General features: G+C 68.2%; 22 protein-coding genes. 16 read left to right on the top strand and 6 right to left on the bottom strand.

From position 1 onward, the window contains the following. Positions 1–53 precede the first annotated feature (53 nt). The 8 genes from OG801_RS10525 to OG801_RS10490 all read left to right on the top strand — a co-directional run bounded on the left by OG801_RS10525 (position 54) and on the right by OG801_RS10490 (position 7,851). Positions 54–515 (top strand): MarR family winged helix-turn-helix transcriptional regulator, encoded by a 462-nt coding sequence (locus OG801_RS10525; protein ID WP_406035668.1) that lies wholly within the window; start codon positions 54–56, stop codon positions 513–515. Continuing rightward, positions 512–1,762 carry an MFS transporter gene (locus OG801_RS10520; protein WP_355017739.1) on the top strand — a complete coding sequence of 417 codons (1,251 nt, stop codon included), beginning with the start codon at positions 512–514 and terminating at the stop codon, positions 1,760–1,762. Before OG801_RS10525 ends, OG801_RS10520 begins: the two co-directional genes overlap by 4 nt. Before the next feature lie 265 nt (positions 1,763–2,027). Further along, entirely contained in the window at positions 2,028–2,399 is a 372-nt protein-coding gene (gene rpsL, locus OG801_RS10515; protein ID WP_091052356.1) for a 30S ribosomal protein S12, read from the top strand. Position 2,400: 1 nt separating this feature from the next. After that, complete coding sequence (gene rpsG, locus OG801_RS10510; RefSeq protein WP_141806234.1) at positions 2,401–2,871, top strand: 30S ribosomal protein S7; 471 nt, start codon at positions 2,401–2,403, stop codon at positions 2,869–2,871. Between the two features lie 134 nt (positions 2,872–3,005). Continuing rightward, on the top strand, positions 3,006–5,069 hold the full coding sequence (gene fusA / locus OG801_RS10505) for an elongation factor G (RefSeq protein WP_406036265.1): 2,064 nt from the start codon (positions 3,006–3,008) through the stop codon (positions 5,067–5,069). A gap of 84 nt (positions 5,070–5,153) precedes the next feature. Further along, complete coding sequence (gene tuf / locus OG801_RS10500; protein WP_355017741.1) at positions 5,154–6,347, top strand: elongation factor Tu; 1,194 nt, start codon at positions 5,154–5,156, stop codon at positions 6,345–6,347. Between the two features lie 100 nt (positions 6,348–6,447). After that, positions 6,448–7,176 carry a tRNA (guanosine(46)-N7)-methyltransferase TrmB gene (gene trmB, locus OG801_RS10495; RefSeq protein WP_406035665.1) on the top strand — a complete coding sequence of 243 codons (729 nt, stop codon included), beginning with the start codon at positions 6,448–6,450 and terminating at the stop codon, positions 7,174–7,176. Positions 7,177–7,233: 57 nt separating this feature from the next. Continuing rightward, positions 7,234–7,851: a hypothetical protein gene (locus OG801_RS10490; protein WP_406035663.1), complete on the top strand. Its 618-nt coding sequence runs from the start codon at positions 7,234–7,236 to the stop codon at positions 7,849–7,851. Here OG801_RS10490 and OG801_RS10485 read toward each other — a convergent pair. Next, a complete protein-coding gene (locus OG801_RS10485; protein ID WP_406035661.1) occupies positions 7,848–8,702 on the bottom strand; it encodes an RDD family protein in 855 nt (284 codons plus the stop codon). The two genes, OG801_RS10490 and OG801_RS10485, sit on opposite strands and share 4 nt — an antisense overlap. A gap of 23 nt (positions 8,703–8,725) precedes the next feature. Between OG801_RS10485 and OG801_RS10480 the strand changes: the two genes are divergently transcribed. From OG801_RS10480 to OG801_RS10470, 3 genes are read left to right on the top strand one after another with little or no spacing between them, the layout of a single operon-like run. Next, positions 8,726–9,721, top strand: a complete 996-nt coding sequence (locus OG801_RS10480) for a stage II sporulation protein M (RefSeq protein ID WP_406035659.1) — start codon at positions 8,726–8,728, stop codon at positions 9,719–9,721. Between the two features lie 39 nt (positions 9,722–9,760). Further along, complete coding sequence (locus OG801_RS10475) at positions 9,761–10,333, top strand: helix-turn-helix transcriptional regulator (RefSeq protein ID WP_406035657.1); 573 nt, start codon at positions 9,761–9,763, stop codon at positions 10,331–10,333. A gap of 5 nt (positions 10,334–10,338) precedes the next feature. Then, positions 10,339–10,983: a nucleotidyl transferase AbiEii/AbiGii toxin family protein gene (locus OG801_RS10470; RefSeq protein WP_406035655.1), complete on the top strand. Its 645-nt coding sequence runs from the start codon at positions 10,339–10,341 to the stop codon at positions 10,981–10,983. Here OG801_RS10470 and OG801_RS10465 read toward each other — a convergent pair. From OG801_RS10465 to OG801_RS10445, 5 genes are all read right to left on the bottom strand, one after another. Continuing rightward, positions 10,980–12,281: a DUF58 domain-containing protein gene (locus OG801_RS10465; RefSeq protein ID WP_406035654.1), complete on the bottom strand. Its 1,302-nt coding sequence runs from the start codon at positions 12,279–12,281 to the stop codon at positions 10,980–10,982. The genes OG801_RS10470 and OG801_RS10465 overlap by 4 nt on opposite strands. A 91-nt stretch (positions 12,282–12,372) precedes the next feature. Continuing rightward, positions 12,373–13,356 (bottom strand): MoxR family ATPase, encoded by a 984-nt coding sequence (locus tag OG801_RS10460; protein ID WP_350660676.1) that lies wholly within the window; start codon positions 13,354–13,356, stop codon positions 12,373–12,375. Next, entirely contained in the window at positions 13,353–14,495 is a 1,143-nt protein-coding gene (locus tag OG801_RS10455; RefSeq protein ID WP_406035652.1) for a DUF4350 domain-containing protein, read from the bottom strand. The genes OG801_RS10460 and OG801_RS10455 overlap by 4 nt, the downstream gene beginning before the upstream one ends. Continuing rightward, entirely contained in the window at positions 14,492–15,103 is a 612-nt protein-coding gene (locus OG801_RS10450) for a DUF4129 domain-containing protein (protein ID WP_406035650.1), read from the bottom strand. The genes OG801_RS10455 and OG801_RS10450 overlap by 4 nt, the downstream gene beginning before the upstream one ends. Continuing rightward, positions 15,100–16,089: a hypothetical protein gene (locus OG801_RS10445; protein ID WP_406035648.1), complete on the bottom strand. Its 990-nt coding sequence runs from the start codon at positions 16,087–16,089 to the stop codon at positions 15,100–15,102. The genes OG801_RS10450 and OG801_RS10445 overlap by 4 nt, the downstream gene beginning before the upstream one ends. Before the next feature lie 532 nt (positions 16,090–16,621). Here OG801_RS10445 and rpsJ point away from each other — a divergent pair. Genes rpsJ through rplB form a run of 5 tightly spaced genes read left to right on the top strand, consistent with a single transcriptional unit; the run spans position 16,622 to position 19,639 of the window. Beyond that, positions 16,622–16,930: a 30S ribosomal protein S10 gene (gene rpsJ / locus OG801_RS10440; RefSeq protein WP_008360994.1), complete on the top strand. Its 309-nt coding sequence runs from the start codon at positions 16,622–16,624 to the stop codon at positions 16,928–16,930. Positions 16,931–16,940: 10 nt separating this feature from the next. Further along, complete coding sequence (gene rplC, locus OG801_RS10435; RefSeq protein ID WP_355017750.1) at positions 16,941–17,597, top strand: 50S ribosomal protein L3; 657 nt, start codon at positions 16,941–16,943, stop codon at positions 17,595–17,597. Between the two features lie 2 nt (positions 17,598–17,599). Beyond that, positions 17,600–18,493, top strand: a complete 894-nt coding sequence (rplD, locus tag OG801_RS10430; protein ID WP_406035645.1) for a 50S ribosomal protein L4 — start codon at positions 17,600–17,602, stop codon at positions 18,491–18,493. Then, positions 18,490–18,786, top strand: coding sequence for a 50S ribosomal protein L23 (gene rplW, locus OG801_RS10425; protein WP_008360999.1), 297 nt, complete (start codon positions 18,490–18,492; stop codon positions 18,784–18,786). Before rplD ends, rplW begins: the two co-directional genes overlap by 4 nt. Positions 18,787–18,802: 16 nt before the next feature. After that, a complete protein-coding gene (rplB, locus tag OG801_RS10420; protein ID WP_355017752.1) occupies positions 18,803–19,639 on the top strand; it encodes a 50S ribosomal protein L2 in 837 nt (278 codons plus the stop codon). Positions 19,640–19,641 lie beyond the last annotated feature (2 nt).

Raw genomic sequence — 19,641 nt, 5'->3', positions numbered from 1 at the left:
GCGCCGTCTCTCGGCGGAATAGTTAGCGCCGGTAAGCAGTTATGCTTGCCGACATGCCTACCGCACAGCCAGCCTCCGCGCCCGACGCGGCCTCCGACATCCCCGAGGTCGCCTCGGTGCTGCGCACCTCCGTCATGCGGATGCGCCGCCGACTGGCCAACGAGCGCCACCCCGACAACGACCTCTCCCTGGGGTCGATGGCGGTGCTCGGGGCGTTGTACGCCAACGACGAGATGACCCTCGGCGCTCTCGCCGGGCGCGAGCGCGTCCAGCCGCCGAGCATGACCAGGATGGTCAACTTCCTCGAGGAGGGCGGCTACGTCGTCCGCCGCCAGGGTGAGACCGACCGCCGCCAGGTGCTGGTCTCGATCACCGACGAGGGCAGCCGGACCGTACGCAAGGACCGGCTCAGCCGGGACGCCTGGCTCGCCCAGCAGCTCGTCGACCTCGATGCGGACGAGCTCGCCGCCCTCCGCACAGCCGCTTCGATCATGGAGAGAATAGCCACCAGTTGAGCCCCACGTTCCGTTCCCTGCGCAGCCACAACTACCGCCTCTACCTAGCCGGCAGTGTCGTCTCCAACGTCGGCACCTGGATGCAACGCATCGCCCAGGACTGGTTGGTCCTGAGCCTCGGCGGCGGGGGAGCGGCACTCGGTATCACCACGGGCCTGCAGTTCCTGCCCATCCTCCTGCTCAGCCCCTACGCCGGGGTCATCGCCGACCGCTTCCCGAAGCGCCGCCTGCTGCAGGTGGCCCAGGGCTGGATGGCGCTGATGTCGTTGCTCCTCGGTGTGCTGGCGGTGAGCGGCCACGCCGAGGTGTGGATGGTCTACGTGATCGCGTTCCTCTTCGGCACCGGCGCCGCCTTCGACGGCCCCGGCCGGCAGTCGTTCGTCTCGGAGATGGTCCACCCCGACGACCTCACCAACGCCGTCGGCCTCAACTCGGCCTCGTTCAACCTCGCCCGTCTGATCGGACCGGCGCTGGCAGGGCTTCTCATCGGCTCTCTGGGGAGCGGCCCTGAGGCGACCGGCTGGGTGATCCTCATCAACGCCGTCTCCTACCTCGCCGTGATCGGCCAGCTGCAGCGGATGAACACCGCCGAGCTGCACTCGCCCGACCCCGTCGCCCGGCGGAGCGGGATGCTGCGCGAGGGCATCGGCTACATCCGTACGCAGCCCAAGATGCTGATGGTCCTGGTGATCATCTTCTTCGTCGGCACCTTCGGGGCGAACTTCCCGATCACCTCGGCGCTGATGGCGACCGAGGAGTTCGGCAAGGGCGCCAGCGAGTACGGCCTGCTCGGCACCGTCCTGGCCATCGGCTCGCTCTCCGGCGCCCTGCTCGGCGCCCGCCGCACCCGGATCCCGCTCAAGCTGATCGTGCTGGCGGCGACCGGGTTCGGCCTCACCGTCATCGTGTCCGGGCTGATGCCGACGTACGCCCTCTTCGCCCTGATCTCGCCGGTGCTCGGCTTCTTCACGATCACGACCCTCAACGCCTGCAACGCCACCATGCAGACCGAGGCGGCCCCGGAGTTCCGCGGCCGGGTGATGGCGATCTACATGACGGTTCTGATGGGTGGCACCCCGCTGGGTGCCCCGCTCATCGGCTTCGTCGGCGAGCACTTCGGCGCTCGCACGACCCTGTACGCGAGTGGCGCTCTGGTGCTGTTGGGTACGCTTGCGGGGGTGCTGGTCCTCGCCGCACTTAGAGGTGGTATCCGGGCCGTTTTGACCCCCTCTCAAGCCGCCGGGTAGCCTCTGAAGCGTGTCTGGGACAACCAGGCCGTCGCGCGTGCCCGGAACAAGCTCGAGAGATAGGTCTCGGACCCGGGTTCGGCGCCCTCAGTACGGGGATTCGGTTCGAAAGATCCGCCAACGTGTGCGTTGAGGTAAGGGCGACACGCCCGACCTCGGGGGCGAGGCGGGACCAGTTGGTATCGCACCACCTGGACGCACAACATTGGATCCTTCGCGGCAGAGCGCCGCGTAGTGAGAGCAGAAAAGAAGGGGAACCACCGAGGTGCCCACAATCAACCAGCTGGTCCGCAAGGGCCGCGAGGACAAGGCGACGAAGTCGAAGACGCCTGCCCTCAAGGGATCGCCGCAGCGCCGTGGCGTCTGCACGCGCGTCTACACCACCACCCCGAAGAAGCCGAACTCCGCCCTCCGGAAGGTCGCCCGTGTGCGCCTCTCCTCTGGCGTCGAGGTCACCGCTTACATCCCGGGTGTGGGTCACAACCTTCAGGAGCACTCCATCGTGCTCGTCCGCGGCGGTCGTGTGAAGGACCTCCCCGGTGTGCGTTACAAGATCATTCGCGGCACGCTCGACACCCAGGGTGTCAAGAACCGCAAGCAGGCCCGTTCGCGCTACGGCGCGAAGAAGGAGAAGTGACATGCCTCGTAAGGGTCCCGCTCCCAAGCGTCCGCTCGTCGTCGACCCCGTCTACGGCTCGCAGCTCGTAACCCAGCTCGTCAGCAAGGTCCTCCAGGACGGCAAGAAGCAGGTCGCCCAGCGCATCGTCTACACCGCGCTCGAGGGCTGCCGTGAGAAGACCGGCACCGACCCCGTGGTCACGCTCAAGCGCGCCATGGACAACGTGAAGCCGGCGATCGAGGTCAAGTCCCGCCGTGTCGGTGGCGCGACCTACCAGGTTCCGATCGAGGTCAAGGGCACGCGTGGCACCACGCTCGCGCTGCGCTGGCTCGTCGGCTACGCCCAGGACCGTCGTGAGAAGACGATGGCCGAGCGCCTGATGAACGAGATCCTCGACGCGAGCAACGGCCTCGGTGCCGCTGTGAAGAAGCGTGAGGACACCCACAAGATGGCCGAGTCCAACAAGGCCTTCGCGCACTACCGCTGGTGACGTACGGCGGGGTGCCTGCCGCACAATGTGGGCACCCCGCCCATCCAGACCGAAGACAATCTCTTTAAGGAACGCTGAAGACAGTGGCCGTCGACATCACCACGGACCTCAATGTGGTCCGCAACATCGGCATCATGGCGCACATCGATGCCGGTAAGACCACCACCACCGAGCGCATCCTGTTCTACACCGGTATCTCGTACAAGATCGGTGAGGTCCACGACGGCGCTGCCACGATGGACTGGATGGAGCAGGAGCAGGAGCGCGGCATCACGATCACGTCCGCCGCGACGACCTGCTGGTGGAAGGACCACCAGATCAACATCATCGACACCCCCGGGCACGTCGACTTCACCGTTGAGGTCGAGCGCTCGCTGCGCGTCCTCGACGGCGCCGTCGCCGTCTTCGACGGTGTCGCCGGTGTCGAGCCGCAGTCGCAGACCGTGTGGCGTCAGGCGAACAAGTACGCCGTCCCGCGGATGTGCTTCGTCAACAAGCTCGACCGCACCGGTGCCGACTTCTACATGGTCGTCGACTCCATCGTCGACAAGCTGCACGCCACCCCGCTGGTGCTGCAGCTGCCGATCGGCGCCGAGTCCGACTTCATCGGCGTCGTCGACCTGGTCGAGATGCACGCCAAGGTCTGGCGCGGCGAGACCGCGATGGGCGAGGACTACGTGATCGAGGAGATCCCGGCCGACCTCGCCGACAAGGCTGCGGAATACCGCGAGAAGCTGGTCGAGACCCTCGCCGAGGCCGACGACGACATCATGGAGGTCTACCTCGAGGAGGGCGACGTCTTCGACGTGCCCACCCTGAAGGCCGCCATCCGTCGCGCGACTCTGGCCGACAAGCTCAACCCGATCCTCACCGGCACCGCGTTCAAGAACAAGGGCGTCCAGCCCCTGCTCGACGCGGTCGTCGACTACCTGCCCTCCCCGCTCGACGTCGAGTCGATCATCGGCCACGACGTCAAGGACGAGGAGGTCGAGGTCTCCCGGAAGCCTTCCGACGACGAGCCGTTCTCCGGCCTGGTCTTCAAGATCGCCTCCGACCCGCACCTGGGCAAGCTGTTCTACCTGCGTGTCTACTCCGGCAAGGTCGAGGCGGGTGCGACCGTGGTCAACCCGATCAACGGCCGCAAGGAGCGCATCGGCAAGATCTACCAGATGCACGCGAACAAGCGTGAGGAGATCAACTCGGTGGGCGCCGGCCAGATCGTCGCGGTCATGGGTCTGAAGGAGTCGAAGACGGGTCACACCCTGTGCGACCCGACCCACCCGGTGGTGCTCGAGTCGATGAGCTTCCCGGCCCCGGTGATCGAGGTCGCCATCGAGCCGAAGACCAAGAGCGACCAGCAGAAGCTCGGCACCGCGATCCAGCGCCTCACCGAGGAGGACCCGACCTTCACGGTCAAGTCCGACGAGCAGACCGGCCAGACGATCATCGCCGGTATGGGCGAGCTCCACCTGGAGGTCTTCGTCGACCGGATGAAGCGCGAGTTCAAGGTCGAGGCCACCGTCGGCAAGCCGCAGGTCGCCTACCGCGAGACGCTTCGCAAGAAGGTCGCGAACCACAGCTACACCCACAAGAAGCAGACCGGTGGTTCGGGTCAGTTCGCCAAGGTCGTCATCTCCGTCGAGCCCAACATCGACGAGGAGACCGGCCTCGGTGCGGGCTACGAGTTCGCCAACAACGTCACCGGTGGTCGCGTGCCGAAGGAGTACATCCCTTCGGTCGACCAGGGTGCTCAGGACGCCATGGAGTTCGGCATCCTCGCCGGCTTCCCCATGGTCGATGTGAAGGTCTCGCTCGAGGACGGCGCCTACCACGACGTCGACTCCTCCGAGCTCGCCTTCAAGATCGCCGGCAACCAGGCGTTCAAGGAGGCCGCGCGGATGGCGAAGGCCGTCCTGCTGGAGCCGATGTTCGCGGTAGAGGTGACGACCCCCGACACCTACCTCGGCACCGTCATCGGCGACATCAACTCCCGCCGCGGCCAGGTGTCGTCGCAGGAGGAGCGCCACGGCGACATGGTCGTCCAGGCTCTCGTCCCGCTTTCAGAGATGTTCGGGTACGTCGGTGACCTGCGGTCCAAGACCAGCGGTCAGGCGTCGTACTCGATGGAGTTCGACTCGTACGCCGAGGTTCCCACGAACGTCGCCGACGAGATCATCAAGAAGGCCCGTGGCGAGTGACCTTCGGGTCGCCCGTCCAGGGACTTCGGCAGCAACACCTTTCAGTACGAGTCAGTAAGAAAATCACACCAGGAGGAGCCCACAGTGGCTAAGGCGAAGTTCGAGCGGACGAAGCCGCACGTCAACATCGGCACCATCGGTCACATCGACCACGGTAAGACCACCCTTACCGCGGCGATCTCGAAGGTGCTGCACGCGAAGTACCCGGACCTGAACCCGGAGTTCGCGTTCGAGGACATCGACAAGGCCCCCGAGGAGCGCCAGCGGGGTATCACGATCTCGATCGCGCACATCGAGTACCAGACCGAGGTGCGCCACTACGCGCACGTCGACTGCCCCGGTCACGCGGACTACATCAAGAACATGATCACCGGTGCCGCGCAGATGGACGGCGCGATCCTCGTGGTCGCCGCCACCGACGGCCCGATGCCGCAGACCAAGGAGCACGTGCTCCTGGCCCGCCAGGTCGGCGTGCCGTCGATCGTCGTCGCGCTCAACAAGTGCGACATGGTCGACGACGAGGAGCTCATCGAGCTCGTCGAGATGGAGGTGCGCGAGCTCCTCAGCGAGTACGAGTTCCCGGGTGACGACCTGCCGGTCGTCCGCGTTGCCGCTTACCCCGCCCTGCAGGGCGAGCAGAAGTGGATGGACTCCGTCGCCGAGCTCATGCAGGCCGTCGACGACTACATCCCGACCCCGGCTCGCGAGACCGAGAAGCCGTTCCTGATGCCCGTTGAGGACGTCTTCACGATCACCGGTCGTGGCACCGTCATCACCGGTCGTATCGAGCGCGGCATCGTCAAGGTCGGTGAGGAGGTCGAGATCGTCGGCATCCGCGAGACCTCGCAGAAGTCGACCGTCACCGGCGTCGAGATGTTCCGCAAGCTTCTTGACGAGGGCCAGGCCGGCGAGAACGTCGGGCTGCTGCTCCGCGGCACCAAGCGCGAGGACGTCGAGCGCGGCATGGTTGTCATCAAGCCGGGCACCACGACCCCCCACACCAACTTCGAGGGCTCTGTCTACATCCTCTCGAAGGAGGAGGGTGGCCGTCACACCCCGTTCTTCAACAACTACCGTCCGCAGTTCTACTTCCGGACCACGGACGTGACCGGCGTTGTGACCCTCCCCGAGGGCACCGAGATGGTCATGCCGGGTGACAACACCGAGATGTCGGTCGAGCTCATCCAGCCCATCGCGATGGACGAGGGTCTGAAGTTCGCTATCCGTGAGGGCGGTCGCACCGTCGGCGCGGGTCGGGTCACGAAGATCATCAAGTGATCGTCTGATCCACAGTGAAGGGCCCCCGGTGCCGCAAGGCGAAGGGGGTCCTTTGCTGTGGTCAAGCGATCGAACGCGCCACGAGATCAAGGCAAGAGAAGTGACAGACCCAGACAAAGGCGTACGCCCCGCAAGACCCCACCAAAAGCTCCTGGACGACGGCCGCACAGTCCGCGAGGTCCTCACCTACACCCGACGCGGCAGCCGCCTCGACCCCAAGCAGCAGAAGGCCTGGGACGCGTACGCAGCGGAGTGGGTGATCCCGGACGAGGCGGTCGACGAGCCCGGGTTCTCGTTGGAGAGCTGGTTCGGCCGGAAGGGTCCGCTGATCGTCGACATCGGCGGCGGCGTGGGAGAGGCGACCGCGGTGCTGGCGGCCAACCGTCCCGAGGCCAACATCCTGGCGCTGGAGGTGTGGCGCCCCGGGGTCGCGGAGAGCCTCGCCCGGGTGGGCGCCGCGGGCGCGACGAACGTACGGTTCTGCAGCGTCGACGCGCTCTGGACGCTCGAGAACCTGGTCGAGCCGGGGTCGGTCAGCGAGATCTGGACGTTCTTCCCCGACCCGTGGCACAAGACCCGCCACCACAAGCGGCGCCTGGTGACGCCCACCAACGCGCGGATGATCGCGGAGCGGCTGGCGCCCGGCGGGATCTGGCGGCTGGCGACCGACTGGGTCGAGTACGCCGAGCAGATGGTCGAGGTCCTCGACGCCGAGCCGCTGCTGAGCGGTGGTGTCGTCGAGCGTTGGGGCGAGCGCCCGGTGACCAAGTTCGAGCGCAAGGGACTGGCCAAGGACCGGGTCATCACCGACCTGCTCTACCGACGTTGACCCGAACTACCCGTGTCGTGACTGATCTGTAGGCGCGGAACCGCGAAGATCAGCGGCATGAAGTTGTACGCCGACAGGCCCCCACGCCTCGCCGCCCAGCTGTTCGCCGACCTGCTGACGGTGGCGTGGATCGCCGGCTGGGTCCTTCTCGGCAGATTCGTTCACGAGATGGTCTCGGCGCTCGCCGTACCCGGCGAGAAGATGGACGACGCCGGCACCTCGCTCTCCGTGAAGCTGCTCGAGGCGGCCGGGAAGGTCGATGACCTGCCGCTGGTCAAAGACGGCATCGCGGTCCCGTTCGAAGGTGCCGCGAAGGCCGCCGACCAGCTCCGCGCGGCCGGGGAGGCGCAGGTCGAGGCCGTCTCCAGCATCGCGCTCGGGCTGGCGATCGCGGTCGTGGTCATCCCGGTGCTGATGTGGCTGATGGTCTACGTGCCGCTGCGGTGGCGGTTCATCCGCAACGCGACCTCGACCCAGCGGTTCCTGGAGGCCGGCACCGCCGCCGATCTGGTGGCGCTGCGCGCGATGGCGACCCAGCCGCTGCACAAGCTGGTCAAGATCAGCGATGACCCGGTCAGTGCCTGGCGTGATGGCGACGCGGATGTGGTGGCGAGGCTGGCCGAGCTGGAGCTGAAGGCGGTCGGGCTCAGCGCCAAGCGCCTCAAGACGTCCTAGCGCGCGGTGAGCCGCGACCGGAGCTCCTCGTCGCGGGCGAGCCGGGCCGCGTCCCGATCGCGGCGGGTGGCGAGCACGGCAGCCAGATAGGCCTCGGGCGGGGTGCCCGGAGGTGGGCCAGGGGCGACGTACGTCTGCATGTGGGTCGCCAGACGCTCGGCGAGAGCGTGGCGGCGGACCGGGTCGGTGTAGGTGCCGACCTCGCCGGAGAGGAACCGTCGCACCGCCAGGGACAGGCCGACCGGGATGGTGGCAACGTCCGCCCGGGAGGCCCAGGCCGCGAGCCCCGGAGGCATCTGGATCGGAGCCGGGGGACGCAGCGGCACCCGCACGCGGATGGCGTACGTCCCGGCCGCGATGTCGCCCAGCCGCTTGCCGCGCGGGTGGATCATCGCGGTGAGGAACGCGGCGGCGCCGCTGGTGGCGTAGATCTCGACGACGCCGATCAGGGCGCGTACGAACGCATGGTGGAAGCTGATCGCCCCGCCGTCGTCGCGCACCGTACGGAGGCCGAGCGCGAGCTTGCCGAGCGAGCGGCCGCGGGTGAGCGTCTCGATGGCCGTCGGGAAGACCACGAGGACCGAAGCGGTGGCCGCGATGTAGGCGGCCCAGGCCAGGGCCTCGTCGGTCGCAGGAGCGGCGGTCATGAAGACGAACAGCGTCACGATCAGCAGCGCCATCACCACGATCACGTCGATGAGGCCCGACAGCAGCTTCATCCCCAGCCCGGCGGCCGGCAGATCGAGGGCGACCGCGTCCCCGGTGATCAGGTCGTCGTCGGTGAGCAGTTCCCGTTCTTGGGGACGCTGCTCCTGAGGGCGTCGCTCGGGCGATTGCGGCGCGGAGGTCATGGCGGTCAGCGTACGCTGCGGGCGTGGATCTCGACGCGTATCTGGCCGCTACCGCCGCCGACCGGACCAGGCTCGAGCAGCTGCTGGCCGAGCGCCGGCTGAGCGGCGCGCAGGCCGACGAGCTGGTCGAGCTCTATCAGCGGGTGAGCACCCAGCTCTCGGTCGTACGAAGCAATGCCCCCGACCCGACGGCCGTCCAGCATCTCTCGGTGCTGCTGGCCGCTGCCCGCAACCGCACCACCGGCACCCGGACGAGCACCTGGTCGGGTTTCCTGCGGTTCTTCACGCATCGGTTCCCGGCCGCGCTCTACCGGCTGCGCTGGTGGTGGCTGGGGATGATGATGGCCAACATCGTGGTCACCGGGGTGATGATCTGGTGGCTGCTGCGCCACCCGGAGGTCGAGCAGTCGTTGCTCGGACCGGAGCAGGTCAAGCAGCTGGTCGAGCACGACATCGAGGGCTACTACAGCGAGCACGCCGCCTCGTCGTTCGCCACCCAGGTCTGGGTCAACAACGTCTGGGTCTCGTTCATCTGCATCGCCCTGGGTGTGCTCGGGCTGCCGGTGATCTACTCGATGTTCCAGAACATCTCCAACCTGGCGATCCTCGGCACCCTGATGCACCGCCACGACCGCGGTGGCCTCTTCTGGGGCCTGATCCTTCCTCACGGGCTGCTGGAGCTGACCGCGGTCTTCGTCGCCGGCGCCGTCGGCCTGCGGATCTTCTGGTCCTGGATCGACCCCGGCTCGCTGACCCGCGGGCAGTCGATGGCCCGTGAGGGCCGTACCGCCGCCGGCATCGCCCTCGGACTCATCGTCGTGCTCCTGATCTCAGGCATCATCGAAGCCTTCGTCACCCCCTCGCCCCTACCCACCTGGGCCCGCGTCGGCATCGGCATCCTCGCCGAGCTCGCCTTCTTCGCGTACGTCTTCATCGTCGGCCGTGCCGCCGCCTCCCACGGCGAGACCGGCGACATCGACGACCGCCTGCTCGAGGACCGCGTCGCCACCCAGTCCTGAATGTTCCCAGTCGGGAACATTTGAGCGTACGCTGGAGGCATGGCAACGATGTCCCCAGGCGAGATCGGCGAGCTCGTGCGCAGCGTGCGCAAGACGCTCGGCCTGACTCAGGCCGAGCTCGCCGAGCTCGCGGGCGTCGGCCGCCGGTTCGTCATCGAGCTCGAGGCCGGCCACGGCCGCGCCGAGCTCCGCAAGGTCGCCGACGTGATGCGGGCGGTTGGACTCGAGGTCTCCGACGAGCCCGATCCGATCGAGATGGTGCGTACGCCGAGCGGGCTCGTCTCGTTCCGCACCGTGATCCGACGTACGGGACGACCCTTGTCCGTTCCTGGCCGGCTGTGGGTTCTAGAGCCCGAGCGTGCAACGGCGTCAGTCGAGCTTCCTCGCAGCGTCTATTGGTCCGGACGAGATAAGGCCTTCGATCTCTCTGACGAGCAGACGCGTGAGTACGCCTACCAGATCCTGATGGAGGAGGCGCCGCCGACGGTCATGGTCGAGTTCTTGGACGGTGAGCTGCTCAGCGAGATGTGGGAGCACATGTTCATGGCGCCGGATGTCCGGTCCGCGTGGGAGCCGGCGGTAGATGCGTACGTGCGCGGAAAGGCGGCGTAGAGCTGATGTCAGGAATTGATCTGATCACGCCATTCCAGCGGGAGGTCGCCAACGCATTCTTCGGGATGCCCGAATCGAAGGGGTTCATCCTTGCTGGCGGCGCTGCGCTGATTGCCTCGGACACAGTCGAGCGGGTGACAGAAGATCTCGACTTCTTCGCTGCTAGAGGTGAGGCGCACGTGCCGACGACGAAAGCGGCATTCCTCGAAATGTGTGAAGTCAGGAACTGGTCGACCGAGATCGTCTATGACAACGACGAGTTCGTGAGGTTGGAAGTCTTCGGGCCAGACGACTCCGTGCCAGTCGACTTCGGAATCGACGTCACCTTCCTGTTTCCGCCGATTGTGACGTTCCTTGGTCCGACGGTCGCCCCAGAGGAGAACGCGGGTAGAAAGACGCTCGCGCTGTTCGGTAGGTGGCGTCCGCGAGACTTTGTCGACGTCTACTTCCTGGCGCGGATGTTCGGCAAGCAGCGGCTCCTCGATCTCGCAGCTGAGCGCGATCTCGGCTTCGATCTGGGTTTCTTCACGCAGGCTCTTCGACGTGTGAACTTTCGCCACGACGAGGACTACCCAATCAGCAGCGACCAGTTCGATGACATGGTCGCCTTCTTCAACGAGTGGGCTGACGAGATTCTCGAGCAGCCTTAGAGCTGGCCGGTGGCCTTGAGCTGCAGGTAGTGGTCGGCGAGAGCGGGCGGGAGGGACTCGGCGTCGGCGTCGACGACGTCGACGCCGAGGGTGCGGAGCATGGCGGCGGTGTGGTCGCGTCGGCGGAGGGTCTGTTCGGCGGCGGCCGCGGCGTACACGTCCTCGAGGGTGTCGCGGGAGGCGGCGGTGGCCTCGAGCTCGGGGTCGCGGACGGAGGCGATGACGACGCGGTGGTGCTGGGTCAGGACCGGGAGGACGGGGAGGAGCGACTCCTCGATCGCGTGCGGGTCGAGGGGAGTCAGCAGCACCACGAGCGCGCGGTGGCGGCCGAGGCCGGCGACCGCGCCGGCGAGGTTGGACCAGTCGGCCTCGGCGATGACCGGCTCGAGGTCGGCCATCGTCTCCTGCAGCCGCTGGGTGACGTCGCGCTGGCCGGCGAGCCGGACCCGGGAGCGTACGCGCAGGTCGCCGGCGATGAAGTCGATCCGATCGCCTGCCCGCGAGGCGATGGCGGCGAGCAGGAGCCCGGCATCCATCGCGGAGTCGAGCCGTGGCACTCCGCCGCCGGCGCCCTCGATCCGGCCGGCTGAGGTGCGGGAGGTGTCGAGCACCAGCACCACGCGCCGGTCCCGCTCCGGCTGCCAGGTGCGGACCACGACGGTGCGGGAGCGGGCGGTGGTGCGCCAGTCGATGGAGCGTACGTCGTCGCCGCGGACGTACTCCCGCAGCGAGTCGAACTCCGTCCCCTGCCCGCGCACACGGACCGCGGCCCGACCGTCGAGCTCGCGCAGGCGCTGAAGCCGCGAGGGCAGGTGCTTGCGCGACTCGAAGGCGGGCAGCACCCGCACCGAGCCCTCCACCGGGAACGTGCGCTGCCGGGCGCCCAGACCCAGGGGCCCGTACGCCCTCACCGTCACGCCCAACGCCCGCAGATCTCCGCGGCGCCGCGGCTGCAGCGGCGTACGCAGCCGGGTGCTGTCGCCGCGACCGAGCCGGACCCGATGCCGGTTGGGAGCGGCGCCGGCCGTGGGCTGCCAGGCATCGCGCACCAGCGCCCGGAAGCTGCGGGAGGGGGAGCGGACGACCAGCTCCGACGTCGTCGACTCGCCCAGCCTGATCCCGCCCAGCGGGACCCTGCTGATCTCCAGGGTCGCCGGCTTGGGCGCCAGGAGTACGTCGAGGAGGACCAGCACCACCACGAGCAGGATCCACACCGCCGCCGTGCTCGCGGCCGGGCGTAGCACGACCGGGACGATGCCGGCCAGCATGAGCAGTGGGACGCGCCAGGTGATCGCCATCAGCACGACCTCGAGCCGACGCCATCGCTGACGTCTCGATCTGCAGAACTGACTTCTCGGCCTGCAGAAGTGACGTCTCCGCTGGGGGTGGTCATCGGGGGACGGGGACGGCGCCGATGGCGGAGGAGAGGACCTGGGAGACCTGGACGCCCTCGAGCTCGGCCTCGGGGCGCAGGGCCAGGCGGTGGGCGAGGGTGGCGTGGGCGAGCGACTTCACGTCGTCGGGAGTCACGAAGTCGCGGCCCGCGAGCCAGGCCCAGGCACGCGCGGAGCGGAGCAGCGCGGTGGCGCCTCGCGGGGAGACCCCGGCCGACAGCGACGGGGACTCGCGCGTCGCCCGGGCGATGTCGACGATGTAGCCGGTGACCTCGGGGGAGACCTGGACCGTCGAGACGTGCTGCCGGGCGGCCTCGATGTCGGCGCCCGAGGCGACCGCGGTGACCCCGGCACCGGCGACGTCGCGCGGGTCGAAGCCGGAGGCGTGCCGGTTGAGGATCTGCACCTCGTCGGAACGCGAGGGCACTGGGAGGACGACCTTCAGCAGGAACCGGTCCAGCTGGGCCTCGGGGAGCGGGTAGACGCCCTCGTACTCGATCGGGTTCTGGGTCGCGGCCACCAGGAACGGACGCGGCAGCGGGCGGGTGACCCCGTCGACGGAGACCTGGCCCTCCTCCATCGCCTCGAGCAGCGCCGACTGTGTCTTCGGCGGGGTGCGGTTGATCTCGTCGGCCAGGAGCAGGTTGGTGAAGACCGGCCCCTCCCGGAAGGTGAGCTCGCCGTGGGACGACTCGACCACCATCGACCCGGTGATGTCGCCGGGCATCAGATCGGGGGTGAACTGCACCCGGCGGGTCTCCACCGAGAGCGCCGCTGACAGCGACCGCACCAACAGGGTCTTGGCGGTGCCGGGTACGCCCTCCATGAGCACGTGGCCGCCGCACACCAGCGCGACCAGCAGCCCGGAGACCGCGGCGTCCTGCCCGACGACCGCCTTGGCGACCTCGGCCCGGACCGCGGTGAGCCGCTCCCGCGCGCCGTCGGGCGACACGTTGGCGATGGTCTCGGATTGGGTCATGGGTGTCGTACCTCTTCCTCAAGGGCCGCCAGCGCGTTGGCCAGCGTGATCAGGTCTTGGTCGTTCTCGATCGGGGCATCGGTGAGCAGCGCGGAGACCTCGAGATCGGATCGCTCAGTGCGCTGGACGACGGCGCGTACGACGGCCTCCGGGGTGGCATCGCGCCCCAGCCGAAGTCGCTGGGCGAGGCGGGTGCGGGCGGCCTGCCGCAGCGTCGATGCGGCGTGCGTGCGGTCACCGGAACGGCGGTAGAGCCGGCCCAGGCTGCGCGTCGTCTCCCCGGCCCGGACGTGGACCGGCAGCGGCTCGACCGCCAGCGGACCCAGCCGCCGCCCGCGCGCGATGGCGAAGGCGACGACCGCGAGCAGCAGGAGCCACAGGGCCGGATTGATCCAGCGTGGCAGCAACGAGCTGGGGGAGTGGGCCTCGTCGGGCGCGAGGTCCTCGAAGGAGGGGACGTACCAGACCAGGTGGTCGTTCTCGCCCAGCAGCCGCAGCGCCACCGCCGCGTTGTCCGCTCGCAGGATCTGGTCGTTGGTCAGCACCTGCGGCGCACCCCAGACGGTGAGCCCCTCCGCGGGCGCCAGCACCGCGCCGCCCTCGTGCGGGAAGCAGGAGCCGGCGTCGTACGCAGTGACGGCATCGGCCTGGATGCTGAGCCCGTCCCAGCGCGGGTCGTCGCAGCCCGCCTCGACCTTCTCGGGCGTCTGGGCGACCGCATAGGGGATGCCGAGCATCGCCGACACGTAGGGGGCGGGCTCGGCCAGGATCAGGTCGGCGGCATCGTCGGTGCGCTCGCGCAGCCGGGCTGCGGTGTCCTCGCCGAGAGCGTCGGTGCCGGTCACGAAGACCGTCGTGTCCCGCCCGATCTCGGTGCTCTCCAGGCGCTTCGAGGAGCGGACGATCTCGACCTCGACACCGTGGTCCTCGAGCACCTCGACCAGCGCCCGGGTGCCGTCGGGGTCGGGGCTCTCGGGGTCATACGCGGCAAAGGACTCTCCGCCCTTCGGCGTCGCGATGTACGCCAGCACGACCGCGATCACGAAGGCCAGCGCGACGATCAGAAGCGGCCGGTTCCGTCGGAACCAGCCCAATCGTCCGGCGGTCGAGCCCGGGGTCGCCGGGGCCTGCGTACTCATCGCGCCACCGCCAGCTCCTGCTCGAGAGCGAGTACGCCCTCGGCCTGCTCACGCGTGGCGGGATGGTCGCCGTAGAGCACCTCGTTGAACAGCTCCGCGGCCTGCCCGGCGCGGCCCTCGAGCGACATCTCCCGCTCCAGGCTCGCCGCGACCTCGGCAGCGGTCAGCCCAGGGTCCTCCGCGAGCCGGCCGCGCTCGACCTGTCGTCTGGCCAGGGCCCGGAACCCGTCGATCACCGCAGCGCCGTGGTCCCCCGAGGCGTACGCAGCCTCGGCCCGCGCCCGGAGCGCGGCCGCGGAGAGCGATGCGTCGGTGAGGACGTCGCCGTTGCGGTCGCGGGCGACCCGGGGGCTGCGCCGGGCCCGCGAGACCAGCAGGCCGATCCCGACCAGGAGCGCCGCGAAGACGACCATCGCGGCGACGGTCTGGGCCCAGGGCACGTCGCCGACCGACGGCAGGCCGTCGGACAGGGTGCGCTCGATCCAGCGCAGGATCCGCTCGATGAGGTCGAGGTCGTGGTACTCCGGCCCGGCCAGCTCACGCCGGAGCCAGGAGCGACCCTCCTCCGACGTCGGCGTCAGAGGAGGCGTCTGTTGGAGGAGGATCATCTGCTCAGCAGCCCGGCCTGCTCCATCAGCTCGACCTCGTAGGACTCCTTGCGGATGCGCTGGTCGAGATACTGCAGGTTGGTCACCGCGCCACTGAACGGGGTCACGATCGCTGCGGAGACCACGGTGGAGACGGCGCTGCCGGCGATGGTCGCGAGGAAGTAGAGGTCGGGCTGGACGATGCCCACGACGCTGGCGACCAGGCTGATCGGGAAGGCGACGATCTGGGAGGCGAAGCCGACGATGATGGCGGCCAGCAGCCAGATCCCGAAGAGCCGCCAGAACTGTCTCGCCGACAGCTGCCAGGCCCGCCCGATGGCACCGAAGACGCCGGTGCGCTCGAGCATCAGTGCCGGCACCGCGAGCAGGTAGAGCCGCACCGTCATGAAGAGAGCGGCCACGATCAGCAGCAGGAACATCAGGACGCCGACCAGGATGGCGGGGACGGGACTGTCGACGACGAGCGCGAGCACCACCACGGGAGTCGTCGCGACCGCCAGGAGCAGGGCGAAGGCCACCCCGCTCAGCAGTGCCAGCCCGATCAGCCGCCAGCGGCTGCCGTGGGTCGCCGCCCACGCCTGGCCGAGGGTGAGCTTGCGGCCGATCGCGGCGGCATGGGCGACGTGGGAGATCATCCCGGCCACCAGGATCGCGCCGATCGCCTGCAGGATCGAGCCGAGGAAGAAGGAGCCGAAGGCCACCAGCATGCCGATCACCTCGGAGCCGCCGGGCGAGTAGGCGGGGTCCTCGATGCTGGCCCCGAACCACTCCAGGCTGTCGCCGGTGAAGGTCATCGCCGCGGTCACGCCCAGCGGGATGGCCATCGCGACCGCCGCCACGAGGACCGAGGCGCCGACCGTGGCGCCGGGGTTGAAGCGTACGAGCCGGAAGGCGCCGTCGAGCATGTCGCCGAGGCCCAGTGGGCGCAGCGGGATCGCTCCCGGCTTGTGGGCCGGTGGCAGCGGCTGGGCCCACCCCGGTTGCACGGGTTGGGCGTGCACCGGCTGGGACTGCACCGGCTGGCCCGGCGGGGGTGGGGTCGACGGGTTCGCCGCGCCCTGTTGAGGTTGCTCACCCGGTGGGGGTGGCCACACTCCTGACATCTGGATGCTCCTCGTCGCGACGACCGGCGAACTCGCTCGGTTGGGGGCATCCTCTCAGAGCGACCCAGACGACATCGTTGATTTGGAGCCACCTGCGTACGCGTGACAAGATTCTCTGGTTGCTCCAGTGAACTGTTCGCTGGGGTGCGCACACCTTGACTACTGAATCGCGTCACCTGAGCAGGCTGATCAGCCTGTCCGGATGTGGTCTGTGGTCGCCGTGTGCCCATCCCGAAGGCGTGGTTCCAGTGAAGCTGATGGTGAAAGTCCCGTCGAGAAGTCCGGCGACGCTTGTTGGAAAATAAGCGACACGCCCGACCGCGGGGGTCGGAGCCAGAGGTGAGCAACCGGGCCGACTCAGCCGGAGGAAGCCTGTAGCACGCGGCACGCTGACCAAGAAGGACGAGAGAGACAGATGGCGGGACAGAAGATCCGCATCAGGCTCAAGGCCTATGACCACGAGGTGATCGACACCTCGGCGCGAAAGATCGTGGACACGGTCACCCGTACGGGTGCCAAGGTCGCCGGCCCGGTGCCGCTGCCGACCGAGAAGAACGTGTACTGCGTCATCCGCTCGCCCCACAAGTACAAGGACTCGCGCGAGCACTTCGAGATGCGCACCCACAAGCGCCTCATCGACATCATCGACCCGACCCCGAAGACTGTTGACTCCCTCATGCGGCTCGACCTGCCTGCTGGTGTCGACATCGAGATCAAGCTCTGAGGTTGACGACATGACGATCGAACGCAACGTGAAGGGTCTCCTGGGCACCAAGCTCGGCATGACCCAGCTGTGGGACGAGAACAACGTCGTCGTCCCCGTGACCGTCATCGCGGCGAACACCAACGTCGTGACCCAGGTCCGCACCCCCGAGGCTGACGGCTACAACGCCGTGCAGATCGGCTACGGCGAGATCGACGGCCGCAAGGTGAACAAGCCGGGCGCCGGCCAGTTCGAGAAGGCCGGCACCACGCCGCGCCGCCACCTGGCCGAGATCCGCACCGCCGACGCCGCGACGTACTCCGCCGGCCAGGAGCTCCCCGTCGACACCTTCGCCATCGGCGAGGAGATCGACGTGACGGGCACCTCGAAGGGCAAGGGTTTCGCTGGTGTCATGAAGCGTCACGGCTTCCACGGTGTCGGTGCCTCCCACGGTGCCCACCGCAACCACCGCAAGCCGGGATCGATCGGCGCTTGCGCCACCCCGGGTCGCGTGTTCAAGGGCGTCCGCATGGCCGGTCACATGGGTACTGACACCGTCACCACCCAGAACCTGACCGTGCACGCCGTCGACACCGAGAAGGGCCTCATCCTGGTCAAGGGCGCCATTCCTGGCCCCAAGGGTGGCCTCGTGGTCCTCCGCTCGGCTGCTAAGAAGCTGGAGGCCTGATCATGGCTATCAAGACTGTCAAGGTCGACTTCCCGGCTGAGATCTTCGATGTTGAGGTCAACATCCCGCTGATCCACCAGGTCGTCGTCGCGCAGCAGGCCGCTGCGCGCCAGGGCACGCACTCCACCAAGACCCGCGGCGAGGTCCGCGGCGGTGGACGCAAGCCCTACAAGCAGAAGGGCACCGGTCGCGCCCGTCAGGGTTCGACCCGCGCGCCGCAGTTCGCCGGTGGTGGCACCGTCCACGGCCCGCAGCCGCGTGACTACAGCCAGCGCACCCCCAAGAAGATGAAGGCTGCCGCCCTCCGCGGTGCCCTCTCCGACCGGGCTCGTGCCGGCCAGATCCACGTGGCCGAGTTCACCCTCGATGCGCCCTCCACCAAGACCGCGCTGACCGCCCTCAAGGCGATCTCGGACGTCAAGCGTTACCTCGTCGTCCTGGACCGCTCCGAGTCCGTCGCCGCACTGAGCCTGCGCAACGCCCCTGAGGTGCACCTGCTCTGGGCCGACCAGCTCAACACCTACGACGTCCTCGTCTCCGACGACGTTGTCTTCTCCAAGCCGGCCTTCGAGGTCTTCATCTCGGACAAGCCGGTCGTCGCCGCCAAGGAGACCGTCACCATCGGTGAGGTCGAGAAGGACGCGATCAAGGAGGCTGCCGTCGAGCCCGCCAAGGAGATCGACCTCCCCGAGGGCGCTGTCGCGCCGCTCGAGGACGGCTCGGCCCCCGAGGGCTTCGACATCAAGGGCAACGTCAAGGGCAAGGACAAGAAGTTCCACGCCCCGGGCGGCCGTTGGTACGAGTCCACCAAGGCGGAGTTCTACTTCAAGTCCGCCGAGGACGCTATCGCGGCTGGTTTCGTTGAGGCCGGCAAGAAGAAGGAGGCCGACAAGTGAGCACGCTGCACTACGACCCCCGCGACATCCTGATCGCGCCGGTGGTCTCCGAGAAGAGCTACGGCCTCCTCGACCAGAACAAGTACACCTTCATCGTTCGCCCCGACGCGAACAAGACCGAGATCAAGATCGCGGTCGAGAAGGTGTTCGACGTCAAGGTGACCTCGGTCAACACGATCAACCGCAAGGGCAAGGCCCGTCGTACTCGTTACGGCCTGGGCAAGCGCCCCGACACCAAGCGCGCGATCGTCTCCCTGGCTGAGGGCGACCGCATCGACATCTTCGGCGCGTGAGAAGGACTGACTGAACATGGCTATTCGTAAGTACAAGCCGACTACCCCGGGCCGTCGTGGCTCGTCGGTGGCCGACTTCGCCGAGATCACTCGGACCACGCCGGAGAAGTCCCTGACGGTTCCGCTGCCCAAGAACGGTGGCCGCAACAACCAGGGTCGGATCACCACCCGGCACAAGGGTGGCGGTCACAAGCGTGCGTACCGGATCATCGACTTCCGTCGCTACGACAAGGACGGCGTGCCGGCCAAGGTCGCTCACATCGAGTACGACCCGAACCGCACCGCCCGCATCGCCCTGCTGCACTACTTCGACGGCGAGAAGCGCTACATCCTCGCGCCCGTCGGCGTCAGCCAGGGCACCGTCGTGGAGTCCGGTCCCACCGCCGACATCAAGCCCGGCAACAACCTCCCGCTGCGCAACATCCCGGTTGGTACCACCATCCACAATGTTGAGCTGCGTCCCGGTGGCGGCGCGAAGATCGCCCGCTCCGCCGGCATGAGCGCCCAGCTGGTCGCTCGTGAGGGCTCCAAGGCCACGCTCCGCATGCCTTCGGGTGAGATGCGCTTCGTCGACGTGCGCTGCCGCGCCACCGTCGGCCAGGTCGGCAACGCCGAGCAGTCCAACATCAACTGGGGTAAGGCCGGCCGTATGCGGTGGAAGGGCGTTCGCCCGACCGTCCGCGGTGTCGTCATGAACCCGGTCGACCACCCGCACGGTGGTGGTGAGGGTAAGACCTCCGGTGGCCGTCACCCGGTCAGCCCCTGGGGTAAGCCCGAGGGCCGTACGCGTAAGCGCAAGGCCTCTGACTCGCAGATCATCCGCCGCCGTAAGAGCGGGAAGGGTAGGAAGTAAGC

Source organism: Nocardioides sp. NBC_00163, assembly GCF_045206295.1.
Lineage (GTDB): Bacteria > Actinomycetota > Actinomycetes > Propionibacteriales > Nocardioidaceae > Nocardioides.
This window is presented reverse-complemented; position numbering and strand designations above follow the sequence as displayed.

Bases quoted from the DNA above. Each gene is read 5' to 3' on its own strand.
- OG801_RS10525 (WP_406035668.1), top strand. From the start codon at position 54: ATGCCTACCGCACAGCCAGCCTCCGCGCCCGACGCGGCCTCCGACATC.
- rpsG (WP_141806234.1), top strand. From the start codon at position 2,401: ATGCCTCGTAAGGGTCCCGCTCCCAAGCGTCCGCTCGTCGTCGACCCC.
- fusA (WP_406036265.1), top strand. From the start codon at position 3,006: ATGGCGCACATCGATGCCGGTAAGACCACCACCACCGAGCGCATCCTG.
- OG801_RS10490 (WP_406035663.1), top strand. From the start codon at position 7,234: ATGAAGTTGTACGCCGACAGGCCCCCACGCCTCGCCGCCCAGCTGTTC.
- OG801_RS10485 (WP_406035661.1), bottom strand. From the start codon at position 8,702: ATGACCTCCGCGCCGCAATCGCCCGAGCGACGCCCTCAGGAGCAGCGT.
- OG801_RS10475 (WP_406035657.1), top strand. From the start codon at position 9,761: ATGGCAACGATGTCCCCAGGCGAGATCGGCGAGCTCGTGCGCAGCGTG.
- OG801_RS10470 (WP_406035655.1), top strand. From the start codon at position 10,339: ATGTCAGGAATTGATCTGATCACGCCATTCCAGCGGGAGGTCGCCAAC.
- OG801_RS10465 (WP_406035654.1), bottom strand. From the start codon at position 12,281: ATGGCGATCACCTGGCGCGTCCCACTGCTCATGCTGGCCGGCATCGTC.
- OG801_RS10460 (WP_350660676.1), bottom strand. From the start codon at position 13,356: ATGACCCAATCCGAGACCATCGCCAACGTGTCGCCCGACGGCGCGCGG.
- OG801_RS10455 (WP_406035652.1), bottom strand. From the start codon at position 14,495: ATGAGTACGCAGGCCCCGGCGACCCCGGGCTCGACCGCCGGACGATTG.
- OG801_RS10450 (WP_406035650.1), bottom strand. From the start codon at position 15,103: ATGATCCTCCTCCAACAGACGCCTCCTCTGACGCCGACGTCGGAGGAG.
- rpsJ (WP_008360994.1), top strand. From the start codon at position 16,622: ATGGCGGGACAGAAGATCCGCATCAGGCTCAAGGCCTATGACCACGAG.
- rplC (WP_355017750.1), top strand. From the start codon at position 16,941: ATGACGATCGAACGCAACGTGAAGGGTCTCCTGGGCACCAAGCTCGGC.
- rplD (WP_406035645.1), top strand. From the start codon at position 17,600: ATGGCTATCAAGACTGTCAAGGTCGACTTCCCGGCTGAGATCTTCGAT.
- rplB (WP_355017752.1), top strand. From the start codon at position 18,803: ATGGCTATTCGTAAGTACAAGCCGACTACCCCGGGCCGTCGTGGCTCG.